Annotated in this window: 32 protein-coding genes; 14 read left to right on the top strand and 18 right to left on the bottom strand. The window is 38.6% G+C overall.

Annotation, left to right across the window (positions count from 1 at the left end):
* Nucleotides 1-17 precede the first annotated feature (17 nt).
* The 12 genes from ccoS to AC2S94_RS03680 all read left to right on the top strand — a co-directional run bounded on the left by ccoS (nucleotide 18) and on the right by AC2S94_RS03680 (nucleotide 12,934).
* Complete coding sequence (ccoS, locus tag AC2S94_RS03735; protein ID WP_484630172.1) at nucleotides 18-203, top strand: cbb3-type cytochrome oxidase assembly protein CcoS; 186 nt, start codon at nucleotides 18-20, stop codon at nucleotides 201-203.
* A 13-nt stretch (nucleotides 204-216) separates the two neighbouring features.
* Nucleotides 217-2,418, top strand: a complete 2,202-nt coding sequence (gene ccoN, locus AC2S94_RS03730; protein ID WP_484630171.1) for a cytochrome-c oxidase, cbb3-type subunit I — start codon at nucleotides 217-219, stop codon at nucleotides 2,416-2,418.
* Nucleotides 2,419-2,428: 10 nt separating this feature from the next.
* A complete protein-coding gene (locus AC2S94_RS03725; RefSeq protein ID WP_484630170.1) occupies nucleotides 2,429-2,644 on the top strand; it encodes a CcoQ/FixQ family Cbb3-type cytochrome c oxidase assembly chaperone in 216 nt (71 codons plus the stop codon).
* A 1-nt stretch (nucleotide 2,645) separates the two neighbouring features.
* Nucleotides 2,646-3,614 carry a cbb3-type cytochrome c oxidase N-terminal domain-containing protein gene (locus tag AC2S94_RS03720; RefSeq protein WP_484630169.1) on the top strand — a complete coding sequence of 323 codons (969 nt, stop codon included), beginning with the start codon at nucleotides 2,646-2,648 and terminating at the stop codon, nucleotides 3,612-3,614.
* On the top strand, nucleotides 3,614-5,023 hold the full coding sequence (ccoG, locus tag AC2S94_RS03715; protein WP_484630168.1) for a cytochrome c oxidase accessory protein CcoG: 1,410 nt from the start codon (nucleotides 3,614-3,616) through the stop codon (nucleotides 5,021-5,023). The genes AC2S94_RS03720 and ccoG overlap by 1 nt, the downstream gene beginning before the upstream one ends.
* Nucleotides 5,024-5,030: 7 nt before the next feature.
* The gene (locus AC2S94_RS03710) at nucleotides 5,031-5,483 is read left to right on the top strand and encodes a FixH family protein (RefSeq protein WP_484630167.1); all 453 of its coding nucleotides are present in this window, start codon (nucleotides 5,031-5,033) and stop codon (nucleotides 5,481-5,483) included.
* Entirely contained in the window at nucleotides 5,483-6,190 is a 708-nt protein-coding gene (locus AC2S94_RS03705) for a sulfite exporter TauE/SafE family protein (protein WP_484630166.1), read from the top strand. Before AC2S94_RS03710 ends, AC2S94_RS03705 begins: the two co-directional genes overlap by 1 nt.
* 74 nt (nucleotides 6,191-6,264) lie before the next feature.
* A complete protein-coding gene (locus AC2S94_RS03700) occupies nucleotides 6,265-7,680 on the top strand; it encodes an MBL fold metallo-hydrolase (RefSeq protein ID WP_484630165.1) in 1,416 nt (471 codons plus the stop codon).
* A gap of 318 nt (nucleotides 7,681-7,998) precedes the next feature.
* Complete coding sequence (locus tag AC2S94_RS03695; RefSeq protein WP_484630164.1) at nucleotides 7,999-10,596, top strand: PAS domain S-box protein; 2,598 nt, start codon at nucleotides 7,999-8,001, stop codon at nucleotides 10,594-10,596.
* Nucleotides 10,597-10,617: 21 nt separating this feature from the next.
* Nucleotides 10,618-10,992 (top strand): response regulator, encoded by a 375-nt coding sequence (locus tag AC2S94_RS03690; protein ID WP_484630163.1) that lies wholly within the window; start codon nucleotides 10,618-10,620, stop codon nucleotides 10,990-10,992.
* Between the two features lie 83 nt (nucleotides 10,993-11,075).
* Entirely contained in the window at nucleotides 11,076-12,092 is a 1,017-nt protein-coding gene (locus tag AC2S94_RS03685) for an LLM class flavin-dependent oxidoreductase (protein ID WP_484630162.1), read from the top strand.
* Between the two features lie 173 nt (nucleotides 12,093-12,265).
* Complete coding sequence (locus AC2S94_RS03680) at nucleotides 12,266-12,934, top strand: FAD-binding oxidoreductase (RefSeq protein ID WP_484630161.1); 669 nt, start codon at nucleotides 12,266-12,268, stop codon at nucleotides 12,932-12,934.
* A gap of 31 nt (nucleotides 12,935-12,965) precedes the next feature.
* On the opposite strand, the gene AC2S94_RS03675 is transcribed toward AC2S94_RS03680, so the two are convergent.
* From AC2S94_RS03675 to AC2S94_RS03605, 15 genes are all read right to left on the bottom strand, one after another.
* Complete coding sequence (locus tag AC2S94_RS03675) at nucleotides 12,966-13,442, bottom strand: DinB family protein (RefSeq protein WP_484630160.1); 477 nt, start codon at nucleotides 13,440-13,442, stop codon at nucleotides 12,966-12,968.
* A 9-nt stretch (nucleotides 13,443-13,451) separates the two neighbouring features.
* Entirely contained in the window at nucleotides 13,452-13,877 is a 426-nt protein-coding gene (locus AC2S94_RS03670; protein WP_484630159.1) for an SRPBCC family protein, read from the bottom strand.
* Between the two features lie 80 nt (nucleotides 13,878-13,957).
* Nucleotides 13,958-14,461 (bottom strand): cupin domain-containing protein, encoded by a 504-nt coding sequence (locus tag AC2S94_RS03665; protein WP_484630158.1) that lies wholly within the window; start codon nucleotides 14,459-14,461, stop codon nucleotides 13,958-13,960.
* Between the two features lie 47 nt (nucleotides 14,462-14,508).
* Entirely contained in the window at nucleotides 14,509-14,637 is a 129-nt protein-coding gene (locus AC2S94_RS03660; RefSeq protein ID WP_484630157.1) for a hypothetical protein, read from the bottom strand.
* 7 nt (nucleotides 14,638-14,644) lie between these two features.
* Nucleotides 14,645-15,076 (bottom strand): cytochrome c oxidase assembly factor Coa1 family protein, encoded by a 432-nt coding sequence (locus AC2S94_RS03655; protein WP_484630156.1) that lies wholly within the window; start codon nucleotides 15,074-15,076, stop codon nucleotides 14,645-14,647.
* An 11-nt stretch (nucleotides 15,077-15,087) separates the two neighbouring features.
* Nucleotides 15,088-15,558 (bottom strand): hypothetical protein, encoded by a 471-nt coding sequence (locus AC2S94_RS03650; RefSeq protein ID WP_484630155.1) that lies wholly within the window; start codon nucleotides 15,556-15,558, stop codon nucleotides 15,088-15,090.
* A 256-nt stretch (nucleotides 15,559-15,814) separates the two neighbouring features.
* The gene (locus AC2S94_RS03645) at nucleotides 15,815-16,123 is read right to left on the bottom strand and encodes a hypothetical protein (protein ID WP_484630154.1); all 309 of its coding nucleotides are present in this window, start codon (nucleotides 16,121-16,123) and stop codon (nucleotides 15,815-15,817) included.
* Nucleotides 16,124-16,405: 282 nt separating this feature from the next.
* Nucleotides 16,406-17,119, bottom strand: coding sequence for an SUMF1/EgtB/PvdO family nonheme iron enzyme (locus AC2S94_RS03640; protein ID WP_484630153.1), 714 nt, complete (start codon nucleotides 17,117-17,119; stop codon nucleotides 16,406-16,408).
* A gap of 132 nt (nucleotides 17,120-17,251) precedes the next feature.
* Nucleotides 17,252-17,629, bottom strand: a complete 378-nt coding sequence (locus AC2S94_RS03635) for a hypothetical protein (protein ID WP_484630152.1) — start codon at nucleotides 17,627-17,629, stop codon at nucleotides 17,252-17,254.
* A gap of 70 nt (nucleotides 17,630-17,699) precedes the next feature.
* Nucleotides 17,700-18,329 carry a hypothetical protein gene (locus AC2S94_RS03630; RefSeq protein WP_484630151.1) on the bottom strand — a complete coding sequence of 210 codons (630 nt, stop codon included), beginning with the start codon at nucleotides 18,327-18,329 and terminating at the stop codon, nucleotides 17,700-17,702.
* 61 nt (nucleotides 18,330-18,390) lie between these two features.
* Nucleotides 18,391-18,972: a class I SAM-dependent methyltransferase gene (locus tag AC2S94_RS03625; RefSeq protein WP_484630150.1), complete on the bottom strand. Its 582-nt coding sequence runs from the start codon at nucleotides 18,970-18,972 to the stop codon at nucleotides 18,391-18,393.
* 40 nt (nucleotides 18,973-19,012) lie between these two features.
* A complete protein-coding gene (locus AC2S94_RS03620; RefSeq protein ID WP_484630149.1) occupies nucleotides 19,013-19,210 on the bottom strand; it encodes a hypothetical protein in 198 nt (65 codons plus the stop codon).
* Entirely contained in the window at nucleotides 19,207-19,614 is a 408-nt protein-coding gene (locus AC2S94_RS03615; RefSeq protein WP_484630148.1) for a hypothetical protein, read from the bottom strand. The genes AC2S94_RS03620 and AC2S94_RS03615 overlap by 4 nt, the downstream gene beginning before the upstream one ends.
* Nucleotides 19,615-19,794: 180 nt before the next feature.
* The gene (locus AC2S94_RS03610) at nucleotides 19,795-19,977 is read right to left on the bottom strand and encodes a hypothetical protein (protein ID WP_484630147.1); all 183 of its coding nucleotides are present in this window, start codon (nucleotides 19,975-19,977) and stop codon (nucleotides 19,795-19,797) included.
* A 20-nt stretch (nucleotides 19,978-19,997) separates the two neighbouring features.
* Nucleotides 19,998-20,150: a hypothetical protein gene (locus tag AC2S94_RS03605; protein ID WP_484630146.1), complete on the bottom strand. Its 153-nt coding sequence runs from the start codon at nucleotides 20,148-20,150 to the stop codon at nucleotides 19,998-20,000.
* Between the two features lie 247 nt (nucleotides 20,151-20,397).
* Here AC2S94_RS03605 and AC2S94_RS03600 point away from each other — a divergent pair, with 247 nt between their 5' ends.
* Nucleotides 20,398-22,149 (top strand): family 43 glycosylhydrolase, encoded by a 1,752-nt coding sequence (locus AC2S94_RS03600; protein WP_484630145.1) that lies wholly within the window; start codon nucleotides 20,398-20,400, stop codon nucleotides 22,147-22,149.
* A 12-nt stretch (nucleotides 22,150-22,161) separates the two neighbouring features.
* Here AC2S94_RS03600 and AC2S94_RS03595 read toward each other — a convergent pair whose 3' ends face one another.
* Nucleotides 22,162-22,890 (bottom strand): phosphatase PAP2 family protein, encoded by a 729-nt coding sequence (locus tag AC2S94_RS03595; protein ID WP_484630144.1) that lies wholly within the window; start codon nucleotides 22,888-22,890, stop codon nucleotides 22,162-22,164.
* 135 nt (nucleotides 22,891-23,025) lie between these two features.
* Between AC2S94_RS03595 and AC2S94_RS03590 the strand changes: the two genes are divergently transcribed.
* On the top strand, nucleotides 23,026-23,619 hold the full coding sequence (locus AC2S94_RS03590; protein ID WP_484630143.1) for a phosphatase PAP2 family protein: 594 nt from the start codon (nucleotides 23,026-23,028) through the stop codon (nucleotides 23,617-23,619).
* A 21-nt stretch (nucleotides 23,620-23,640) separates the two neighbouring features.
* Here the strand turns inward: AC2S94_RS03590 and AC2S94_RS03585 are convergent, their stop codons facing one another.
* The gene (locus AC2S94_RS03585; protein ID WP_484630142.1) at nucleotides 23,641-23,961 is read right to left on the bottom strand and encodes a hypothetical protein; all 321 of its coding nucleotides are present in this window, start codon (nucleotides 23,959-23,961) and stop codon (nucleotides 23,641-23,643) included.
* Between the two features lie 194 nt (nucleotides 23,962-24,155).
* On the bottom strand, nucleotides 24,156-24,623 hold the full coding sequence (locus AC2S94_RS03580; protein WP_484630141.1) for a DUF423 domain-containing protein: 468 nt from the start codon (nucleotides 24,621-24,623) through the stop codon (nucleotides 24,156-24,158).
* Between the last annotated feature and the right edge of the window lie 49 nt (nucleotides 24,624-24,672).

The following is a 24,672-nucleotide window of genomic DNA, read 5'->3' as shown; positions in this document are numbered from 1 at the left end:
CGGAACAATCATAAGTCATGGAAATTATTTACATGTTACTGGCGATAAGCGTCACCGTTGCGGTGATCTTTTTCATAGCCTTTATCCTTTCTGTGAAAAAAGGACAATATGATGATGTATACACGCCTTCAGTGCGCATGCTCTTCGAAGACGAACTGGTCAAAGACAAAAATTCTACTCATAAATCTTCAAAATCAAACTGAAATCTGATCAACTATGGAAGTACAGCAATTTTATTACGATAACAGGATCGTAAAGAAATTTATCGTTGCCACGATGTTCTGGGGGATCATCGGGATGTCTGTGGGGCTGCTCCTCGCCTTCATGTTCATTTTCCCGAATGTGACCGACGGAATATCGTGGCTTAGCTTCGGAAGGTTAAGGCCTTTGCATACCAATGCCGTTATTTTCGCTTTTGTGGGAAATGCCATCTTTGCCGGTGTTTACTATTCTACCCAGCGATTACTGAAAGCGAGAATGTTCAGCGATGCGCTGAGTAATATTAACTTTTGGGGGTGGCAGCTCATTATCGTGGCCGCTGCGATATCGCTACCTTTGGGTTATACCACCTCGAAGGAATATGCCGAACTGGAATGGCCAATCGATATTGCAATAGCTCTGGTCTGGGTCGCCTTCGGTATTAACCTCATTGGCACCATTTTAAAAAGGAGGCAGCGTCATCTTTATGTGGCCATCTGGTTCTACCTCGCAACTTTTGTAACGGTAGCTGTACTTCACATTTTCAACAATATTGAATTACCCGTTCATGCTATGAAAAGCTATTCGGTGTATTCTGGTGTTCAGGATGCATTGGTTCAATGGTGGTATGGTCACAATGCCGTGGCATTTTTCCTTACCACTCCGTTTTTGGGATTAATGTACTATTTCGTTCCGAAGGCGGCAAACAGGCCAATCTATTCGTATAGACTATCTATCGTGCACTTCTGGTCGCTCATTTTTATATATATCTGGGCGGGACCGCATCACCTGTTGTATTCAGCACTTCCGGATTGGGCACAGAACCTTGGAGTTGCTTTTTCAGTAATGCTGATATTCCCGTCATGGGGAGGAATGATCAACGGACTGCTTACGCTGCGCGGAGCGTGGGATAAAGTAAGAACAGATCCTGTATTGAAATTCATGGTCGTGGCGATCACTGGTTATGGTATGGCTACTTTTGAAGGGCCGATGCTTTCGCTTAAGAATGTGAATGCGATTGCACACTTCAGCGACTGGGTGATCGCCCACGTTCATGTTGGCGCACTGGCATGGAACGGTTTCCTGACTTTCGGTATGGTATACTGGCTGGTTCCAAGGTTATTCAAAACCAAACTCTGGTCTACAAAACTGGCTAATGTGCATTTCTGGATAGGCACACTCGGGATCATCATCTATGCGCTTCCTATGTATGTTGCAGGATTTGTTCAGGCTTCCATGTGGAAACAGTTCAACCCAGATGGAACGCTAGTATACGGGAACTTCCTGGAAACGGTTACGCAGATCATCCCCATGTACTGGATGAGAGCTATAGGTGGTAGTTTATACATTGTTGGAGCATTCGTTATGCTCTACAACATCGTAAAAACAGTAAGAGCCGGAAGAGCAGTTGAAGATGAACTTGCTGAAGCCGCTGCTTTACCAAAAGTAACCCATAAAAGAACAGCTGGTGAAACCTATCACAGCTGGCTGGAAAGAAGACCGGTAAAACTAACCATTTACGCCACTATCGCGATCCTTATTGGGGGCATGGTTCAGATCATTCCTTCGCTGATGGTAGACGAATACGTTCCGGTGATCTCTAGTGTAAAACCCTACACGCCTCTGGAATTGGAAGGTAGAGATATTTACATCAGGGAAGGCTGTGTGAGCTGTCATTCTCAAATGATCCGTCCTTTCCGAAGTGAGGTAGAGCGTTATGGAGAATATTCCAAAGCCGGTGAATACCGTTATGATCATCCATTCCTTTGGGGTAGTAAACGTACCGGTCCCGATCTGCATCGTATCGGTCAAAAATATTCCGATAACTGGCATTTCAATCACATGTATGACCCACAGAGTACTTCGGCTGGTTCGATAATGCCCTCCTATAAATGGCTTATTCAGAATGAACTGGATACTGTGTATACCAAAGATAAAATGATCGCCATGCAAAAACTCGGTGTACCCTATACTGATGAGGAGATCGATAGAGCGCTGGCCTGGATGAACGAACAGGGCACTCAGATCGAGAAAAATCTTTATGCCGATCCAGATTTTGCCACTACTTACGAAGCCGAAAAGAATTTTGCTAAAGAAAATGATCGTGATTTTGTGGAGATGAGAAATCGGGAGATCGTTGCCCTAATCGCTTACCTGCAAAGACTGGGAACCGATATCAAAGCTGAAACTTCAGAAGAAATCACAACTGTAACCAATTAAAAGTCACGTCATGTTAAAATTCGTAAAAGGACATCTTGAAAGCATAGACGGAGTTGAAATTTACCCGTTAATCTCGCTTTCCATATTCTTCCTGTTCTTCAGCATCCTGCTTTGGTGGGTTGTCACAGCAAGAAAGGAACATATCAAAGAGATCAGTAATTATCCGCTGGATACTACAGAAGATCAGCATCACTGGAATGCCAACCCTAACCAAAACCTCAGCTAAAATGAAAGGATTAAACTCATTTTTAAGAATTTCCGGTTTAACGATCCTGGCTGTGGTGCTGGCAGAATTAGCATTAGAAACAGGGGACAAATCGGCATTTGCAACCTATCCTATTCTATGGTTAATTCTTGGCATTATCATCGTGATCGCCATCGCCATCGAAGTCTCTGTAGGAAGCCTTGAAAACCTCCTGTATCGGTCTTTAGATGAAGAAGCCCAGCTTCGTTATGACGCGCTAATTTCAGAAAAACGGGAGAAGCGAACCGGTTGGATCAAACGCACCTATGATAAACTTTTAGACAAAAAACCGCTTGAAAAAGAAGAGGAGATCCTGCTGGATCACAATTACGATGGTATTAGAGAGCTAGATAACAGCCTGCCACCATGGTGGTTATACGGCTTTTATGCCAGTATCATCTTTGCCTTTATTTACCTGGCGAGATTTCACATTTTCGACGGAAAATCCCAACGAGAAGAATATGAGATCGAAATTGCTGAAGCCAAAGCCGCGGTAGAAGAATATAAAAAAACAGCGAAAGACCTCATAGATGCGAATACAGTTGAATTATTGACAGGGAACGATGATGTAAATGCAGGAAAAATGATTTTCCAGGCCAATTGCGTAGCCTGCCATAAAGTTGATGCCGGTGGAGGAATTGGGCCTAACCTTGTTGATGATTACTGGATCCTGGGTGGCGGGATCAAAAATATCTTCCACACCATTTCTGAAGGCGGAAGGCCTGGAAAAGGAATGGTGTCCTGGAAAACCGACCTTAAACCAGGCGAAATCGCCCAGGTAGCCAGTTACATCATCAGTCTGCATGGAACCACGCCTGCAGATCCAAAAGATCCTGAAGGTGACATTTGGGTGGACCCCGATGCACGTATCGATGAAGTACAAGTAAAGCAGGAAGATTCCCTTATTGAGGTGATCATAGAAGACAACGCGACTACAGAAGCGCCAGAATAATGAGTGAGAAATTTAGGGATAGTATAGCGACGATAGACCAGGAAGGGAAACGTTCCTGGATCTATCCTAAAAAACCTTCCGGGAAATTTTACGAATACCGGAAACTGGTTAGCTATTTACTACTCATCATTCTCTTCATTTCCCCGTTTATCAAAGTGAATGGAAACCAGTTCATGATGTTCAATGTACTGGAAAGACGATTCAACATTTTTGGATACACTTTCTGGCCACAGGATTTTTACCTTTTTGTCATCATGATGGTCTTTGCAGTGGTATTCATCATCTTTTTTACAGTTGCCTTCGGAAGAATTTTCTGCGGATGGATCTGTCCGCAGACCATTTTTATGGAAATGGTCTTCCGAAGAATTGAATTTTGGATAGAAGGTGATCGCGGGAAACAGATGCGACTGGACAAACAAGCCTGGAATGCTGAAAAGATTCGGAAAAAAGTATCAAAATGGGCAATTTTCTACTTTATTTCTTTCCTGATCGCCAATGTGTTTCTGGCTTACCTCATAGGCAGCGACAGGTTGCTTTCCTATATTACTGAAGGTCCCGGCTCACATATCAGCACGCTGGTTTCCCTGCTTATTTTTACGACCATCTTTTACTTTGTATTTGCCTGGTTCCGGGAACAGGTTTGCATTATCGCCTGTCCCTACGGAAGACTTCAGGGTGTTTTGCTGGACAATAAATCGATCGTTGTGGCTTACGATCACAAACGCGGAGAAAAAGAAAAGGGAAGGGCGAAATTCAGAAAAAATGAAGATCGTTCCAAAACCGGAAAAGGAGATTGTATCGATTGTTTTCAGTGCGTTCAGGTTTGTCCCACCGGTATCGACATTCGAAACGGAACGCAACTGGAATGTGTGAATTGTACCGCCTGTATCGATGCCTGTGACAGTATGATGGAAGCAGTAGACCTTCCGAAGGGATTGATACGCTATGCAAGCGAAGCCAATATTGAGGAAAAAGAACCCTTCCGGTTTACAGCTCGGTTAAAAGCCTATTCCGGAGTTCTTAGTGTGCTCATTTTCGCACTTATTGGCCTTTTATTTCTAAGAAGTGACATTGAAGCCAATGTGCTTCGCTTGCCCGGGCAGCTCTACGAATACCGCGAGAACAACATCATCAGTAATGTATACACGTTCAAACTGATCAATAAGACATCGAAGGATTTTGAAAATGTACATTTCGAACTCATTTCCCATTCCGGCGAAATAGAGATGGTGAAAAATGATATTATCACGGTTCCTGCCAGCGGACTATCGGAAGGAACTTTTTTTATAAACATGAACCGGGCTGCGTTGGAGGAGGAAAAAGACAAGATTCGTATTGGCGTTTATGAGAATGAAAAACTCATTGAAACCACCAGTACCGTTTTCCTGGGACCACGAAGCTTTAATTGATAAGAATATGAAAAAATTTACCTGGGGACACGGTTTGGTGATAGGCATGGGAGCATTCATCTCCTTCATCATGTATTTTGTAGTGTCTATGTTGAGCGACGATCAATACGACCATGAGCTGGTTGTGGAGGACTATTATAAAGAAGAGTTGCATTTTCAACAGGAAATAGATGCTGAAACTAATGCCAATTTTTTGAAGGAAACTATTCAGTTGAAACAATCGAACAAAGGAATCAGCATAAATTTTCCTGAAAATGATCAATTTGAGGAAGTAACTGGAGCAATCAGGTTTTATAGACCTTCCAATGAAAAACTGGATTTTGAAATTCCTGTAGAAGATATAGACGGAAAGCAATTTTTCATTAGCGAAAGCAGGTTGCCACAGGGAAGATGGAATGTAAAGATCGAATGGACCAATGCCGGTAAAACGTACCTCGTAAAACGACAAATCACGTATTAATGCTAATTTCTGCGCTCATATTCGGCCTATTGGGCAGTTTTCACTGCGTGGGAATGTGCGGTCCTATTGCGTTTTTGCTTCCGGTAGACAGGCAGAGTAATTGGAAAAAAACCTTCCAAATAGGCAGTTATCACCTCGGAAGAATTCTTGCCTATACCAGCATCGGTTTGCTTTTTGGTTTGGTTGGCAGCAGCCTTAACTTTTTCGGGTTTCAGCAGGAATTATCGATCATCATTGGCATCCTGATGCTACTAATGGCCTTCATTCCCGGTTTAAATCCTGAAAGACTCGGTTTCAGCAAAAACTGGATGAAATTCATTGGAGGTGTCAAAAACAAACTCGGCCGGGAATTAAAGAAAAAACGATCTGAGACCTTTTTTCTCGTTGGCTTTCTTAATGGCTACCTCCCCTGCGGACTTGTTTACATGGCATTTTTTGGCGCCATGGTCCAGGGACAGGCCCTAAGCGGAGCGTTGTATATGGCCATTTTTGGTTTGGGAACTATTCCACTGATGACAACAGCTATTCTCGCCGGGAATTTTATTTCAGGAAAAGTAAGACAGCATATCAGGAAAGTCATACCTGTTATGCTGGCCGTCATCGCTGTGTTCTTTATTCTTCGTGGGCTGGGACTTGGTATTCCCTATATCTCGCCTGCAGAAGTTATTGTTATTCCACAGGTCGCTTCAGAAATGAGCTGCCATTAAACTACTGTAACCTAAGTTGCTGTTGCTAAAAATAGTACAGGGTATTTTTACAGTATCATTTAAAAATCAAAATCATGAATGTAGAGCAAATTTATACCGGATGCCTGGCCCATGCAGCATATTATATTGAAAGTAATGGCGAAGCTGCTATTTTTGATCCGCTAAGAGAAGTTCAGCCTTACCTGGATCGCGCAGCAAAAGACGATGCCACAATAAAGTATGTTTTTGAAACACATTTTCATGCCGATTTTGTGAGCGGTCACCTGGATCTGAAAGCGAAAACAGGAGCACAGATCGTTTTTGGTCCGTTAGCCAAACCCAATTATGACGCGCTTGTTGCTGAAGACGGACAGGTTTTTGAAATTGGCAAGTACAAGGTAAAGGCGATACATACTCCCGGCCACACTATGGAAAGCACCACCTATCTGCTCATCGACGAAAATGGCGATGAACACGGAATCATCACCGGTGACACGTTGTTCATTGGCGATGTTGGAAGACCAGATCTTGCCCAACATGTAGTTTCAGATCTTACCGAAGAAAAACTCGCGGGACATCTCTTTGATTCGCTGCGAAACAAGATCATGCCATTGAATGATGACCTCATCGTCTATCCTAATCATGGCGCAGGGTCTGCCTGCGGAAAGAAGATGAGCAAGGAAACCACAGATACCTTGGGAAATCAGAAAAAAACGAATTACGCCCTGCGGAAAGACATGACCAAAGAAGAATTCGTTAAAGAACTGCTTACTGGTCTTACTGCACCTCCAGGATATTTCCCTCAAAATGTTTTGATGAACATTAAGGGCTACGAAAGCTTCGACAAAGTCATTGATCGTGGAGGGAAAGCCCTTTCCCCAGATGAATTTGAAACCATTGCGAACGAAGAGGGCCCGCTGATGCTGGATACCAGGGATGCTGAAGATTTTGCAGAAGGTCACATTCCCAATAGCATCAATATTGGCCTTGAGGGCAATTTTGCTCCCTGGGTTGGGGAAATGATCCCAGATGTGAAAACACCCATAATCCTGGTCACTTACCCGGGAAAAGAAGAGGAAGCGATCACTCGGCTGTCACGCGTGGGCTACGACAATACCCATGGTTTTCTGAATGGCGGTTTCGAAAACTGGCAAAAATCAGGTAAAGAAATAGCTGTTTTGAATAGAATTTCTGCGGAAGAGCTTCAGCATAAATTGACTACAGAAAAGCTAAAACTTTTTGATGTTCGTAAAAAAAGTGAATACGATTCAGAACATGTGGTAGATGCCATCAACGTTCCGCTAAATGAGATCAACAAACATTTAGCCGAATTTCCGAAGAATGAAAAATTCATCCTTCATTGTGCGGGAGGATATCGAAGTATGATCGCTGCATCCATTCTTCAGCAAAGAGGATGGGATAATCTTGTTGATGTAAGAGGTGGGTTTAATAGCATTAAAAAGTTAGATTTTCCTTTAACTGATTATGTTTGCCCTTCGACATTATTATAATAGCTTATAATTGTTAATTTTTGGTTAAAGGTGTCTAATTCGGGTGCACTACAAAATAGGAGAGTTGAATGCCCTTGTAAAAGTGGCCTAAGCGGAATTTAAGATACTCCCACCTCGAGTACTAGAAAAAACCTCGTTTTGAACGGGGTTTTTTCATTTTAGAGATAACACTTCGCTTTTCTCATTCTGAACGCCTATTTCACTCGATAATTAAGAGATATTTAATATTAAGTCCCCCAAAACTTGATATTTAAACTATAATAATTAGATTACATTTAACCAATATTTCATCACGATAAAAGTTGTTACATCAACCATATGGCTAAAAACTCAAAAGCATCTGGAATTAATAAAGAAGTGAGCCCGAAAGCAAATATTCTGGCTCGGTCTTTAACAGAGACTATCCAAGAACCCTTGCTAGTATTGGATGAAGCGTTTGGATTTTTAGAGGCGAATTCTGCTCTATATAATTTTTTAGATGTTTCAGATAACGAAAAACTGATTGAAAGACTACAGTTTGAAAACGATGATTTTCAAAAGTTGATCGCAAAACTTCGTAAAGAATCTAAAATTTTCGGGTTTGAAATGGTTCTAAATGAGGGAAAATCATCGATCAGGGAATTTAAACTAAACGCCAGTAAAATTGAAGATTATGGTTTGATCCTTATCTCATTTCAGGAAGAGAAGCCTGATCATGCAGATAAACTGGAGAATTTCAATGAGATCTTTGAACAGGCTCCGGCCATGATCTGCATTTTAAAAGGGCCAGAACATATTTTTGATCGTGCCAATGATAACTATTTCCAGGTTATTGGGCATCGTGATATTATAGGCAAGACCGTTCGAGAAGCTTTACCTGAACTTGAGGGACAGGGTTTCTTTAAAATGCTGGATGGGGTATATAATTCCGGCGAAGCTTATATAGGTAATGAGATTCCTGTGCAACTTTTTAAAGACGATGAAACCATTACAAATTCTTACCTGGATTTTGTTTACCAGCCACTTCTGGATGCAAATGGGAAGGTTTCAGGAATTTTTGTTCACGCGATCGACATCACTGAAAAGGTATTAGCTAAAAAGAAACTGGAACATAGTGAGAACGAATTAAGATATTTGATAGATACCGTTCCGGCGATAATCTGGATCACGGGAGCCGACGGGCAAAATCAATATTTGAATAAGAACTGGTATGATTTCACCGGCCAGACAATTGAGAAAGCCAAAAACTTCGGATGGCTGGAAGCAGTTCATCCTGATGATCGGAAAAAAGTAGAAAAAAGCTTTCTGAAGGCTAATAAGGAAAGGGATGAGTTTTATGCAACTTTCAGGCTGCGGAATAAAAAAGGAGAATATCGATGGGTGCTGGATTCTGGTAGTCCAAAATACAACCCTGAAGGTGAATTTGAGGGAATGATTGGTACTGTGATCGATGTTAACGAAGAAAAACTGAAGGAAAATCTAATTAGAGAAAAAGAGCATCGCATAAGGTCTATTATTGAGGAAGCAAACGTTGCCACCGCCTTGTATACCGGGAAAAACATGAAAATTGAAATGGCCAACGAGGCGATGATCAATTTATGGGGTAAAGATGAATCTGTCATTGGAACCACTATTAGAAAAGCGTTGCCTGAGTTGGAAGGTCAGCCATTTCACGATCTTTTGCAGGAGGTGTATACTACAGGGAAAACATATTGGGGTAAGGAAGATCCTGCTGCTTTGATGATTGATGACGAGTTGCAAACAGGATATTTCAATTTTTCTTACAAAGCTTTGCGTGATGAAAAAGGAAAGATCTATGGCATTTTGAATATGGCCGTTGATGTTTCTGAAATGGTGAAATCAAAAGAACTTTTAAAGGAAAGCGAAGCACGGTATCGCCAGATGGCAGATCTTATGCCGGAAAAGGTTTTCAATATCGATACTGAAGGGAATATTGATTATTTCAACCAGGGATGGCTGGAATATACTGGTTTGTCCAAGGAAGAATTTGAGCAGAAAGAACTTGACAGTTTTATTCATCCTTCAGAAAAAGAAGAATTCAATAAGAATTGGAAACATTCTTTGAAAACCGGTGATGACTTTGAAATGGAAGTCCGTTATCTGAATAAAAAAGGGAAATATAAATGGCATTTAAACAGGGCTGAAGCCATTTTTGATGAAAAGGGTAAAATTCAAATATGGATATGTACCGCTACCGAAATTCAGAAGATCAAGGCAGAAGAAAAACGAAAGGAAGATTTCCTGAAACTTGTGAGTCATGAGCTAAAAACACCGGTTACTTCTATAAAAGGTTATGTTCAATTACTTTTAAGCCTCTTAAAAAAGAAGGAAGAAATGCCTTGGTCATCCATTCCATTTGAAACAAGCCTGGAACGTATAGATCAGCAAATAGTAAGATTAACCAGGCTGATATCTGAAATGCTGGATCTTTCGAGAATAGAAAAAAATAAACTGGAGCTTCAGAAGGAAAAATTCAGTATCAATGAGCTTGTGCTAGACACCATCCAGGACATTAATTACACCAATACTAATTATAATATCGTTCTCAAAGACAATTTTAATTGTGAAATCTATGCTGATAAAGACAGGATTGGCCAGGTTTTGATCAATTTGGTCACGAATGCGATCAAATATTCCCCGGTTAATCAGGATATAGAAGTCAGTATTAATAAAGTCGGAAAGAATAAGGTCGCGGTGAGTGTGGAAGATTCAGGTATTGGAATTGATAAGGAAAACCTGCGCAAGATCTTCAAAAGATTTTACCGTATAGATTTTAAGAACGAAGAAACTTATTCCGGTTTTGGTATAGGACTTTATTTGGCTAACGAGATCATGAAGCGCCACAATGGTAAGATTAGTGTGGAAAGTGAAAAAGGTAAAGGTTCAGTTTTTACCTTTACAATGGAAGTAGCTTAAAAAGAACTAAAATAATAGGGCATGGCTGCCAGTCATAAAATACTTGTAATAGATGATGATCCGGGAATTGGTGATATGCTAAATTTAATCCTGGAATTTAATGGATATGAAGTCATCGTTTCTGATAAACCGGAATTAACTGAAGAATTAATTTTAAAGAACAAGGTTGATCTGGTTATTCTAGACATGTTGATTTCTGGGGTGAATGGAACCGATATCTGTAAACGAATTCGTATTAGCAAGAATGAAACTATTTCAGGGATGCCAGTATTAATGATGTCTGCATTGCACGATGCCGTGAGAAAGTGCAAAGACGCAGGAGCAAACGATTTTATTGCCAAACCATTTGAAATGGAGCAATTCATACAAAGAGTAGAACAACTTGTGAAAGCATAAATAAGAAGGAATAACGTAAGGATACGATATTTTTTAGACCAATGGAAAGCCTGCAGCGATGCCGGCTTTTTAAATTTAAGATTATGCCTCAAAATAAAAATATAAATTATTCTGTTCTGGAACTAGCAGTGGTGGGGCAGGATATTCCGCATCATAAGGTTTTTGAAAATAGTGTTGAACTTGCCAGGCTAGCTGAGAAGCTGGGTTATAAAAGATTCTGGCTGGCAGAACACCACAATATGGTGAGTATCGCCAGTTCTGCTACAACCGTATTGATGAGCCATGTGGCTTCTAAAACTGACCGAATTAGAATTGGTTCCGGAGGGATCATGCTTCCCAACCATTCACCGCTTATCGTTGCGGAGCAATTTGGAACTCTTGGATCACTTTATCCTAATAGGATTGATATGGGACTAGGTCGCGCTCCGGGGACAGATCAGGTTACCGCGCATGCCATAAGAAGCGACCGGATGAATTCTGTTTTTAAATTCCCTCATGAGATTGATGAAATCCAGAAATATTTCAATAATGACAAGGCGACCACTAAGGTAAGAGCAACCGTAGCCGAAGGCGTGAAAGTTCCTATTTATATTTTAGGTTCCAGTACAGATAGTGCTCATGTAGCAGCACGAAAAGGACTACCGTATGTTTTTGCCAGTCATTTCGCACCAGCGCAACTTTTCCAGGCGATGGAGATATATTACCGGGAATTTGAGCCGTCTGAATATCTGGACGAGCCTTATTCCATTGCTGGAATTAACGTGGTGGCAGCAGATAATATGGAAGAAGCTGAAAAGATCTCCACAAGTTCTTTACGCATGATGGTGGGAGTGCTTACCGGGAATCTGGATTATCTTCAGAAGCCGGAAGAAATGACGGCAGAATTACGCGCGGTGCGTGAAAATCCTGCTTTAAAACGTATGCTGGAATATGCCTTTGTGGGTGACAAATCTCATGTGAAGGAAAAGACAGAAGATTTTATCAAGCAAACTGGGGTTGATGAGGTCATCGTTGCTTCCCATATCTATCATCAGGAAGACCGGGTGAAGTCATTTCAGATCTTTGCAGATATTATGAAAGAGATCAATTCTTCCGAATAAATAATGGTTATAAATCTTTAAGTGAATAACGAACAGTATTCGATCTATTCTTTAATCCCTAAGACTTCCTTAAAATTTGATTTCAATCTGTTTAATTATGGTTAAATGATGGTAATACAGCCCTTTACCTTGGGTTGAATTATTTGAAAAAAACTAACTTGAAAAGAAAAATTATGGAAAAGATTGTAAAAATCAAGTCGGTTGGGAATGTAACCCATGACGTAAAACAATTTATTGTAGAAAAACCAGCGGGTTACGAATTTAAGCCGGGGCAGGCTACAGAGGTATCCATAAATAAGGATGAATGGAAAGACGAAAAGCGTCCTTTTACCTTTACCAGTTTAAATGAATCTGATGATCTTGAATTTACCATAAAGATCTATCCAGATCATGATGGAGTTACCGAACAACTAGGAAAGTTAAAAGAAGGTGATGAACTGATCATTCGTGATACCTGGGGAGCTATCGAGTATAAAGGACCAGGTTATATCCTTGCCGGAGGAGCTGGGATCACGCCATATATTGCGATACTTAGAGATCTGGATAAGAAGAATGAGGTAAAAGGGAATCATTTGTTTTTTGCTAATAAGACAGATAAGGACATTATTCTGAAAAATGAACTGGATAGTATTTTAGGAAATGATGCAACTTATGTAATAACAGATCAGGAGGATACCGCGTATACAAAAGCATACCTTGATGAGGAATTTCTGAAAAAGAATATTTCAGATTTTAATAAGCAGTTTTACGTATGTGGACCACCAGAAATGACCGAAGAGATCAACAATACATTAAAAAAGCTCGGAGCAAATGCAGATGCAGTGCAGCTTGATGACCAGTAATATAAGAGCCGGACATTATTTCCGGCTTTTTTTAGATCTTATTCCATTCCCAAAGGCCATATTTCAGTTCTTTGGGTAGTTTAAATCCGCAGAGTTTTAGGGTAAGCAGGATGTTTCCTCGATGATGAGCCTCATGGTGTATAAAGTAGCCTAGTAAAGGTATGACTCCGCGTTTAAAACCTTTTATTTTACCCTCCTGTGTTATACCAGTTTCAAGCATTTGGGCAATGAGATCAGCTGTTTCTGTATGGCACTTCTTAAGCATGGAAATAGACTTTATATCTTCCGCTTTAATTGTATTTAAATGCGAAACCAATGTCTTGTCAAATTTTTCCAGTTTCCAGAATCTTACATTATAGATATGGGCCAATTGATGACCTATGGAGCCTCCTCCACGTTTTGAGGTGGTAAAACCCAGGCTTTCTTCAGTTATGGAATTTAACAACAGAAGATTGGTTCGATGATTTATCAGCCAGGTTTCAATGATTTGCTCCTCAATGGCATTCATTTTAGAGATCTATTCCTTCTTGGATTCAGCGTATTTTTTGAAATTATTGAGAATGGCCTGCCATCCTTCTTTTTGCATATCTTCTGAATTTTCACTTTCTGGTTCAAAGGTCTCCTTCAGATGAGTGTTTCCATCCTTTTCTTCGAACAGAATATCAGCCTGTCTTCCATCATCCATTTTGTAGGTTAATTTTTCTTTCGGTTCTACTTTCTCGTAAGTTCCGGAGAAATCAAAACCAATCTTTCCGTCTTCAGACTCCATCCTGTAAACAAATTTCCCACCTTCTTTCAGATCATTTTCTGCGGAAGGGCATAACCAGTCTTCAGAAGCAAAATTCCATTTGGTAATATGTTCTGGTTTGGTCCAGAATTCCCATACTTTATCCAGTTCGTTTTCGATAGCTACTTCTACCGTAATTTTCTTTTCAGATGCCATAATATTTAAATTCAAAGATTCTCTTCTAAAATATTGAATTCAATTCAATAATTGTCCAATAAAAATCTTAATTAGGATTATTATGAATGGGTGAATTTAGTAATTAAATCCCGGTGCTGGGGAAATTTGTTCAACAATTCATATCTGGAGGGAAGTTCAAAATCCTCAAAACTAAATCCTGGAGAAACCGTGCATCCAACGAGCGCAAAAGAATCAGGTTTGTTAACTTCAGCAGCAAACCAATCACCAGCTGGGACTACCAACTGTAAAAGTTCATCTGCTTCCATATCGTTACCTATAATATATTTCTTATGTTCTCCCTTGTCGGTAATCACATGGAGATCGATAGCAGATCCCATGTAAAAATGCCAGATCTCGTCCTGCCTGATTTTGTGAAAGGCAGAAAAATTTTCAGAAGTCAGCAGGAAATAAATACTGGTGCTACAATTCCGGTCACCATTAAAATTTTCACCCAGGACATGCCCGGGAATTTCAGTTTTACTTCTATATACTTCTTTAAAATAACCACCTTCAGGATGAGGTTGAAGGTCTAGTTTCTTGATAATTTCCTCTACATCTTTCATTTAATAATAATCGTTTGAATATAAATATAGAGTTTAATATGATGGTTTCAGGGAGTCCATCCAAAAAGCCCGGCCTTGAAATGTTCCCAATCATTAATTAATATATAGGCTATGTAGATTAAAGCCATTAGCATGATAATTTTGAAATAGTCTTTTCTAGAAAGTCCTTCGCTCATAGTAGTTTTATTTGATTGATGTAATAACCCCGATGGTTTGTGTTTCACTTGAAGAATCCTTGATGCGGATATTTATTTTGTCATAAATCCATTCGTCCAGATCTCTGTGGGCTTTAATATCTAGTTTACCATTAGATTTATCGCCTTTAATTTTAATGGTAGTACTTACCTGCTGATGATCTTCGGAGAAATTTACTTCTCCATTTAAAATGCTCATATTATCCAAAGGCTGAATGTATCCCAGATTTTCCTGTACTTCATCATTCTTATTCGCCAGTGAAATTGCATCCTGATATAGTGATTCATCTGCATAAGCCTGAACAAGATCTGATGAAACTTTTCCTAAACTGGAAGAAAATACGAGGTACAGGATTAGAACCAATATGAAAAATACGGGTACTGCCCATTTAAAATTTCTGCCAAACCAGTTTTTATTCATTTTTCTATAAATTATGTGGAGTATAAGACTGCGAGCACAAATGGAATGCACACAATCAGAGAAATTACAGCAGGTTTTATCCAGCTCTTTTTAATAAATTCTATATCCTTCCCCAGGTAACGATTCCAGAAATATTCATTCAGAATCAGAGCACCAAGCAAGTTCAAGGGAATAGTGAGTTTGGTAGAACTTATGGAATTAAGACTGATGATGGTCCCAATCGTATAGATGATCGAAAATATAAGTACCTGAATCCGACCTTTTTTTTCAGATCTAGTTTTAAGGTTACTCATAAGTATCACCGCTCCAAAAATGGTGGAAAATATCATGGAAAAGGCGAAAATCACTCGTTTTGAATATAGTTTAGGCACAATCGCTGAAATTTCGTTCTCACCTTCTTCCAGATTATGTAAATTTTCCTGTTCTGTATTTTGGGGTCCCTCTTCCTTTAAATTCGCTTTGTAGTGTAATCTAATTTTCAATACGTAAATAATTTGTATCAATATTCGTACTGATAAACCTGCGGAAGTAGGGATGCGGATTCTTCAGTTTGGTGGAATAAAGCACGAAGTTAAAAATTTTCATGCTATTCCCATAAGTTCTGTCATTTAGATTTTTCTTTTATTCTTCATCATAAGCTACTGCTGCCACATTAATGACTCTGAATCCAGCATTGTCATTCTTCACATTTTCAAAACCTTTATATTCTATCCTACAAAGCCATTACCTCCAAAAGAATCACCCCATGAACTTACGACCTCTTTGCATCATAATAGAATCTATCATTTTTTGAAATTTCGATTTTGGTGAAATTTCCAGGTAAGGGTTCAAATCATTCTTAAAAAGTACTTTGATCTGAAATGATTCACGCGTAGGTGAAGTTGATTTAATCTGGTTTGAACTGATGCTGATTTTGGAGCCATTTAGATCAATCATTCCTTTTCCAGGATGATAGACGAAATCTCCGCTTGGAGTACTGAATTTTGTGATTGTTGATTTGGGGTAATTTCCGGTATGTTTTTTTATAAGTTCCTGGATAAGATTCATGCAGTAAATTTTAAGTAGGTATATAACGGTTACACATATAATAATATTGTCATTATTGTGTTAGCAATTATTATTTTCTAATAGATGTGGAATATAGCGATTGGTTGCTTTAAAAATCGAATTTTTTTAACAAGAATTTTAGAAAATTCGGTTAGATGTTGAGATCAAGCTTTTTAGGAAATTAATGATTTGTTCGTTTTCGGATTTATTTAATCCATTACTTCAGAAAACTGAAGATGATCTAAAAATCTAAGTTTATCAAGAGAGTAATTTTTCCTGAAGTTACCCTTTTACTTCACAAACGCATCTGAACATCACGTAATCCTCTTCATTAGTAGGTTTCTCGTTTTTTAGATATTCGGAATAACCAGTTTCAAAAAACAATTTTTTATTTCTAATATCTTCTAAATTCAGCTCTAATGGTGACTTTTTTGAGATTTTTAGATAATTGTCCTGATTTATAAAATGTTTTTTGGCTAAGCGCATTTCTTCTTGAGTAGGAAGCCGATATTCAATTTTCCTAAAATCTTCGGCATCATTTTTTATTAAACTACTCCAGTTTAAATTCACCATATCAGTTCTCCACTTACAAAATATTTCTGCCTGCTCTTTGGAAATCCCGATCGCGGGATTATTTCTATAATCATAGAAATTATGGTATTCAAAGGTGGTAACGTTCTTAGGAAGTTCTAATTCTTTCGAGTAGATCATTTTTTCGTATAAGGATTTATCATCTGGATCAAATAGATCAGAAGTAAGAATGTTGAGATTCATCTCCTTGAGTTCGAGGTTTTTTAAACTATCGTGAATTTTCAGATTCCATTTTTTTTCTAAGCTCGTGGTGAACTCTTGATACATCAAATTATTCACTGGTGCCTTATCAATAAATAAACTATCATTTATTTTTATAGTTCCAGGGGGGTTCTGGGTAGTTGATCTCTGGGCATTTAGGAGAACGCTAAATGTCATAAATACTGCGCACAAATAATACTTCATCTGGTATGGAAAATTTGAAATCTTTGCTGAAAAAATTTAAAAAATTCGGATTGCATTTCATCCTGAATTGATAGCCCAAGATAATTAATTTTATTTGATCAGATTTTATAAGGTGAATTTAGTGCCAGAATGTTATTTCCTCATAAACTCTTCAGACCAGGCGGCAGCTTCTTCCAGGCTATTAAAAACCATATATGGAATAGGGCAAAAATGTTCCTCGAAATTACTGATCTCAATTCTCGAAGGTTGGTGGTTCACCACAACCAATGCTTTCATTTTGCTTATGGTTTCCAGCCTTTTGAAATATATAGGATTAACATTGTAGTTATTCTTTCTGTTGGAGATATATACATAACCCTTTTCCCCGTACTGTTCATCAAAGCACTGGATCAATTCATTAAAATGAATATCTGAGACAACGGTATCTTCAGCAATGACCGCGACTACATAATCTTTGTAGAATTCTAGCTCAGCAAAGCTCAATTCAGATGTAGCAAAGGGTGTCTTCATACTTAAAATTAGATAATTAGAAGTAATTATATCTTAAGAATTTGTCAATTTAATCAGGCTGTTTGATAAATTAATTCTCGTTGTCAGAATTCTCTTTATTCTTTTTTCGCAACAAACCTGCCATCTGGCCTATTCCAATGCCAACATAGGTTCGATCCTTATTGATGATGAGCAATGGTGATAAAGTCAAACCATAGAACCGGGTGAACGGGAATTCTATTTTTGGATTTACAATAAGACTGAAAGTATTATAATCATGATAATCATAATTGTAATTTGGAGTTAAAAAGCCTCCAACCTCAATCCGCTGCCAGTTATAGGTCTCCCTGATATTCGTGAGAGCGATACCGGCAGTAAGATTTGCTCTGATCGTACCTTTTTTATTCAGGGAGATAATTCTCCCGGCAGCAACCTGAAAGTTATTTAATTGATCATATGGGTTTGCCAGCCCAAAAGTCATAGCTCCCAGGAGTCCGGAAGAATAATCGGAAGGAGCGGCTTCAGGATTTCTAATAAAACCCGCAAAACCCAACCTGAAAGAATATTTTTCCTGCAAAACATAATTGGCGTTCATGTCTATTCCCAGGTAATTTCCTAATTCAAGAGACCCTGAATAGTAAATTGCATTATTTTCTGAAAACTGGGCTTTTGCCGTCAGGGAACTTAAAAATAAAATTAATATCAGGACTTGATTTTTCATAGAATTGTACGCTAACGGTTTTGTTTAATATTTTAGATTTCTCAGATTTTTAATCTGGCAATTAATATTTTTTGGTACTGAAATAATGATTTTCACCTTCGTCCTTAAACTCAGCAATCAATTTTAATCCGGCTGATTCCAATATCTGTATGTAACGTTCTCTTCCCAGTGAAATAGATTTCTGCCCGGTTAGAACGTCATTCCATTCTGTTTCCTGCCAGGGAGCCGTGAATAAAAATTTACCTTTAGAATTCAGGGCTTTAGAAATCTTTCTGATAAGATTTTCCTGCTCTGTTTCACTTAAAAGAAAGATCAAACCCCAGCATATAATCCCATCAAATACGCTATTAAAAAGATCTGAATTTTCTACTGACTCACATTTCAGCGGTATTTCTGGAAAATTACTCTTAAACTCGGCACATAATTTTTCTGAAGCATCGATGGCAAAAACATTCATATCACGTGCGATAAATATATTGGTTAGCGGGTACCCGGTTCCACAACCAAGATCTAAAACTTTCGCTTTTTCTGGTAATGAATTCGTCCATTTTTGAACTTCTTTATTTCCAATTTTATTGGAAGAATTACCTCTAAGACTGATAAATTCATCAGCAAATTTCTCATAACCGCGAGAAGTGTCCATAAATTTGGGTGGTTAAAATGAAATTCAATTTAGGTTAATTTCAGGCATTTTTACTTTTCCTGAATTTCCCGTTCATGATTGCCACGATCAAAAGGCCAATTCCTGTCCCGCCAATTGCACCCAAAAGAAAATCATAAGAATCTGCATTTAAATAATGACCTGTGATCCTGCTTGTCGCAATTAATCCCATTCCCAGGGCAATTAAAAAATAGGTTTTTTTCTGATCAAGATTTTTCATTTGAGTATTCCGGAATTTATGGGGGTATTAATATTCAGACTTTTAAAAAAATCATCCAAACGGTACATTGATTCAGCTTCGATAAGATTTTTATTTATGGTAACAGTTTTATCTGCGGTTTCTATTTTGTAACTGCTCTTAAACCTTCTTACTTTTTCAATTTTATCGATCTCAATTTCCTTTTTAAAAATTGATTGCTTGGTAATCAGTCCGTTTTCAATAGTTATGTATTGATGTTTCCTTTCATATAAAGCGAATGCAAATTGCAAAGTACCAATAACGATCCAGAGAGAACTTATCAGGATTCTATCAGCCTTGATTAACATGACTATTCCGGCAAGGAGCATGAATCCGCCTAGAAATAAATTATGAGTGATCCGTTTTTTAATAAAATTAATTTTCATTTCTAATTATGTTTTGGCTGAAAGTTGATCTTAACAACCAGCTGGATACAAAAAACAAAATTCCTATGAGTAACTTGAAATTCTGAAAGTAATTAACCTGCCACACATCTGTCAATGCCAAGACCAGCGCCAGCAAAGTAAGTGCCCAGAAAATCGATGCAATATAAATCTTTAATTTCATCAGAATTCAATACGGTTCTCGAGGAACAATCCCATGATAAGGATCCCAATTCCCAATCCCAGGATTACTGCCATGACTACTTCGGTCGTGGAATTCTCAGTATAATACTGTCCTACGCTACCAAGGATCACAAATAAAAATCCCAGGATTGCTTTTCTAAGTTGTTTCTTGTTTTCAAACATAATATTATTTCTTACAGGAATTAATTCTTATAAAACCATAAAAAATGCCTGAAAGAAGTGCCTGCCTGGGAAGAACTTATGGATACAATTTCCAGTTTTTCTCTGTGCTCATTAACAAACTCTATCAATTCCCTTTTTTTGTAAAATTCCAGTACTTTCAATTCTTTCGTCATCTAGACATTTATTTTTGCATGGCCAAAAGCCTTATGCAGCACAAGTACTTGGATAGGGGAAAGACTTGTAGATTAACATGATTTCAGGAGGTTAAGATAAATAATTTTGAAATACTTTAGGAAAAATTGCAATGGCAATTCTTTACTTTTACCTTCCCGGAAAGTAAGTCTATCTCTAAACTTATCGCCATTCATGAAAAATCAAGCGCTCAAACTAACAATATGTTTTTTATCGGTCTGCGGAATTATGAAATCGCAAGAGGCCATACCCGAAAGTTATATTAATCCTCTGGATATAGATTACACTTACATGGTGTACAATTCCAGTAGGAATATGTCGTATAGATCTGGAGCAGATCCTGCAGTGGTAGAATTTCGTGGTGAATATTTTATGTTCGTTACCAGGTCTTTTGGATACTGGCATTCAACAGACCTTCTTAATTGGGAATTTATCGAGCCTGAAAAATGGTTCTTCGAGGGAAGTAATGCGCCAACGGCTTTCAATTATAAGGATTCACTGGTTTATTTTGCTGGCGATCCTGCAGGTTATGGAAGTATTCTTTACACCGATAACCCCCAAAAAGGAAAATGGAAACCGGTGGCTTCTATCAGCAATAATATTCAGGATTCTGAATTGTTCATTGATGATGACGGGAAAACTTACCTGTACTGGGGATCTTCCAATGTACATCCAATCCGTGTAAAAATGCTGGATAGAGATGATAGGATGTTGCAAATCGGCGATAAAAAGGATCTTATAAACCTCGTGGAAGAGAAACACGGTTGGGAACGCTTTGGCGAGAATAATTTTCACCCAACACTTAAAGAGGGTTATATGGAAGGAGCTTCCATGACCAAGCATGATGGTAAATATTATTTGCAATATGCCGCTCCCGGAACTCAGTTTAATGTCTACGGTGACGGAGCTTATGTTTCTGATTCACCACTGGGTCCTTTTGAGTATATGCCAAACAACCCGATGAGCTTTAAACCTGGCGGTTTTACGAACGGTGCAGGACATGGGATCACGGTAAAACAAACCAATGGCCAATACTGGCATTTTGCTACCATGGCGCTTGCTTCCAATTCGCATTGGGAACGCCGACTTTGCATGTTTCCTACTTACTTTGATGATGAAGGTTTGATGTACACCAATACCAGTTATGGTGATTATCCACGGTACGCGCCGAGCCATCCCACAAAAGCCGGAGAGCATAATGGCTGGATGTTGCTTTCTTATAAAGGAAAAGTAAAGGTATCATCTTCGAAAACACAGGTCCGCAGAAGTACCACCACAGATGATGAAGTTGAAATCACGGAAATGCCATTGAAAGAGAATGAAAATGGGGAATTACTTTCCGAAGTTCTTACTGATGAAAGTCCGAAATCCTTTTGGGTGGCAGAAGCGAATGATGATCAGCAATGGATTGAAATTGAAATGCTGAACCCGGGAAATATCTATTCTGTACAATTGAATTTTCATGATTATGAGTCGGGAATTTATACACGTGTAGACGGACTCAAACATCGATTTACTATAGAAGTTTCAGAAGATGGCGAAAATTGGAAAAAAGTAGTAGATAGAAGTAATAGTTACAAAGATAGCCCAAATGCCTATATAGTTTTGGATCAGCCAGTAAAGGCTAGGTATGTTCGTTACAATAATATCGAAGTTCCGGGTAACAATTTTGCCCTGTCCGAAATTAGGGTATTTGGTAAAGGTCTGGGTAAAAAGCCATCAAAGGTCAAAGGTTTTACGGTAAACCGCAAGGAAGATCCAAGGGATGTTGGTTTTAGCTGGGATGCAGTAAAAGGTGCCCAGGGATATAATATTCGCTGGGGAATCGCACCGGATAAATTGTACCAATCCTGGTTAGTTTATGATGTAACTGAGCACTTTATGAGATGCCTCAACCGAGACCAAAAATATTATTTTACCATTGAAGCTTTCAATGAAAATGGTATTTCAGAAAGATCTCAAATCATAGAAGCAAAATAAGGACTGTAACTTTTAAACGGATTTATCTCTTCTGAATATCCTTACAATATTGAAAATCAGGATACAAAAAATCACCCAGATAAAACCGGCCAGAAATCCTCCAATAATGTCTGATGGAAAGTGTACGCCCAGGTAAATACGGCTAATCCCAATGCTCAGTATTATTATGATCAATAATAAACTGATCAGGAATTTATAGAATTTCCTGATCTTAAAACTATTGATGAGGTAAATCAGAAATCCATAAAATGCCATGGCCATCATGGCGTGCCCACTGGGATAACTCAGGGTTTCTACTTCCACTAAAAACTCTGCATCTGGCCTGGCACGATTAATAAGTCTTTTCAGCAAGAGGTTCGAACTTAAAGCTAGCACGAGCACCAGGGCGATCTGCCCAACGAATTTCCAATTTTTAAAGATGAGGTAAAAAAGGAGCGTGCATAAGGTGAAAACTACAATATATCCAAGTGCATCCCCAATGTTCGTAACGCTTATAAAATAGGTGGTAAGCCAATCCTGCCGCCAGCTAATAACTTCTGAAGTTACCGCTCCGTCAAAACTACCCATGAAATCTGTTTTCAGGGATTCCGTTAGTTTTATAAAGATCTTGGTTCCTGCGATAAAAATGATCAAAGCGATGATGACCGTGATGATGTATGGTAACTTATGATCATATTTTTTAAAGTTCCGGTAGATGAAATCGCGGATAAAACGAAGAAATTCCAGGAGCTGTTTTTGCATAGAATTCTGATTGAAGACTGGTTCTTAGAAACCTGAAAATTAAGAATACTGTTGAAAATCACTGTTAACATTAGCCTAATCTATTATTTGTTCGAATATTTATGATAATTTCAGGTTACCAAAAAGGAAGTATTTATGGGTTACAAGAATAAGAATTTCCCAACCGGGTTTCAGAAATTTTTGCTGTCAGTTTTACTGATCGTTTTTTTTACTGCACAGCTAAAAGCCCAGGATACCAGTGAGACAAAACCGGTGGATGGTACGGTGCAGACTATTGGTGATGTGATTCTTTATACTCTTCCGGTCGCTACGCTGGGAACAAGTTTTATAATTGGTGATGGAAAAGGAGCCTGGCAGTTTACAAAAGGCCTTATTCTTACTGAAGCGGTTACTTTCGGACTTAAATGGGGAATAAATAAACCAAGGCCAGATAACAGCAACGATAATTCTTTTCCTTCAGGACATACCTCTACCGTTTTTCATAGTGCTGGTTTCGTACACAGCCGTTACGGTTTTAAATATGCCATTCCTTCTTATGCGCTGGCAGGATTTACCGCAGCAAGCCGGATAGATTCTAAAAAGCATGATATTCTGGACGTTTTGGCTGGTGCAGCAATTGGCCTGGGGAGTAATCTTATTTTCACTTCTGAATATCAGCAGGAACACCTGAAACTCACGTATTCCAATTTTGAAGGCAACAGGATGATTGGTTTCCGCTTTGAATTTTAAAAATGCCTTTTATCACAATGATTAGCCCTTGCTATGGATAATTTCCTTTAATGCAAAAAACTGTTCTTTTTCTTTCAATTCCAGGCTAATAATTCCATAGGTGCCTCTTGCGCCATAAAGTGCTTCTGAAACTTTATCGTCTTCGAGTTCCAATTTAGCGATTTGTTCAGAGTTTAGAATAGACATTATCTTGTTGAATTCTTCAGGGTTAAGATTAGCAGGCAAAATCAGCGGTTTCTTAGATCCAAAGTTGACGAAATACAGAGGCCTTACGCTCGTGGATGCTTTATATGGCTCCACTTTTTTCGTTCTTCCATGTGGATTTGCAGGGGCGTATTGCACCTGTCGATCTTCGGTAATTCTATATTTTAGAAGGTTAATTCTTCCTGCCTGGTCTGATTCTTTAAATTCCCTGATCCATTCAGCATTTTGATCGAAGCTTGTGATGAAATTTTCAGATTCCTGGGCCGTACCACAATGAAGTCCGATTATTAAAAGTAGTAAGGAGATGTATTTAAAAATAGAAATTGTGATGATTATTTAATTAGAATATCTGAAATCAGGTTTTTATATTCCTGGATATTTCTTTCATATTTTTTGCGCAGGTGTATCAATAAAAAGACCTCAGCTACAAAGACTCCAATCCCTAACAAATAAACTGAAATGCCTTGAATTTTACCGGAGAAAAGTACGGCTAGCAGTCCGATACCTAGCAAAATATCCGTACCTATAATTATCTTCCATAGAATATGCTGCTGAAAAGAAACCTGTACTTCAGTTTCGTTTGAGGAGCCGTTATTTAGCAATTTTCCGTCTACGATAAGATTGTTTTGATAGATCAGATACCAGGTATACATAATTCGCTTTCTCATTTTAAAATTGATCACCGATTTATTTTCAGATTCAATATTGAAAGAAAAATCATTGATTGGTTTCAACGAAGACTTCAGGCTTTCCATAATAGATATAGGATTGTCCTTAATTTTAAAGCTCCAGTTTTTCATAAATAAGAGTTGATTGCGGTGAAAACCTTACTTGAAATCCGTCGGTTTC

This window comes from Christiangramia pacifica (genome assembly GCF_057221535.1).
Note: the sequence above shows the minus strand (reverse complement) of the source record. Positions and strands in the feature narration are given on the sequence as shown.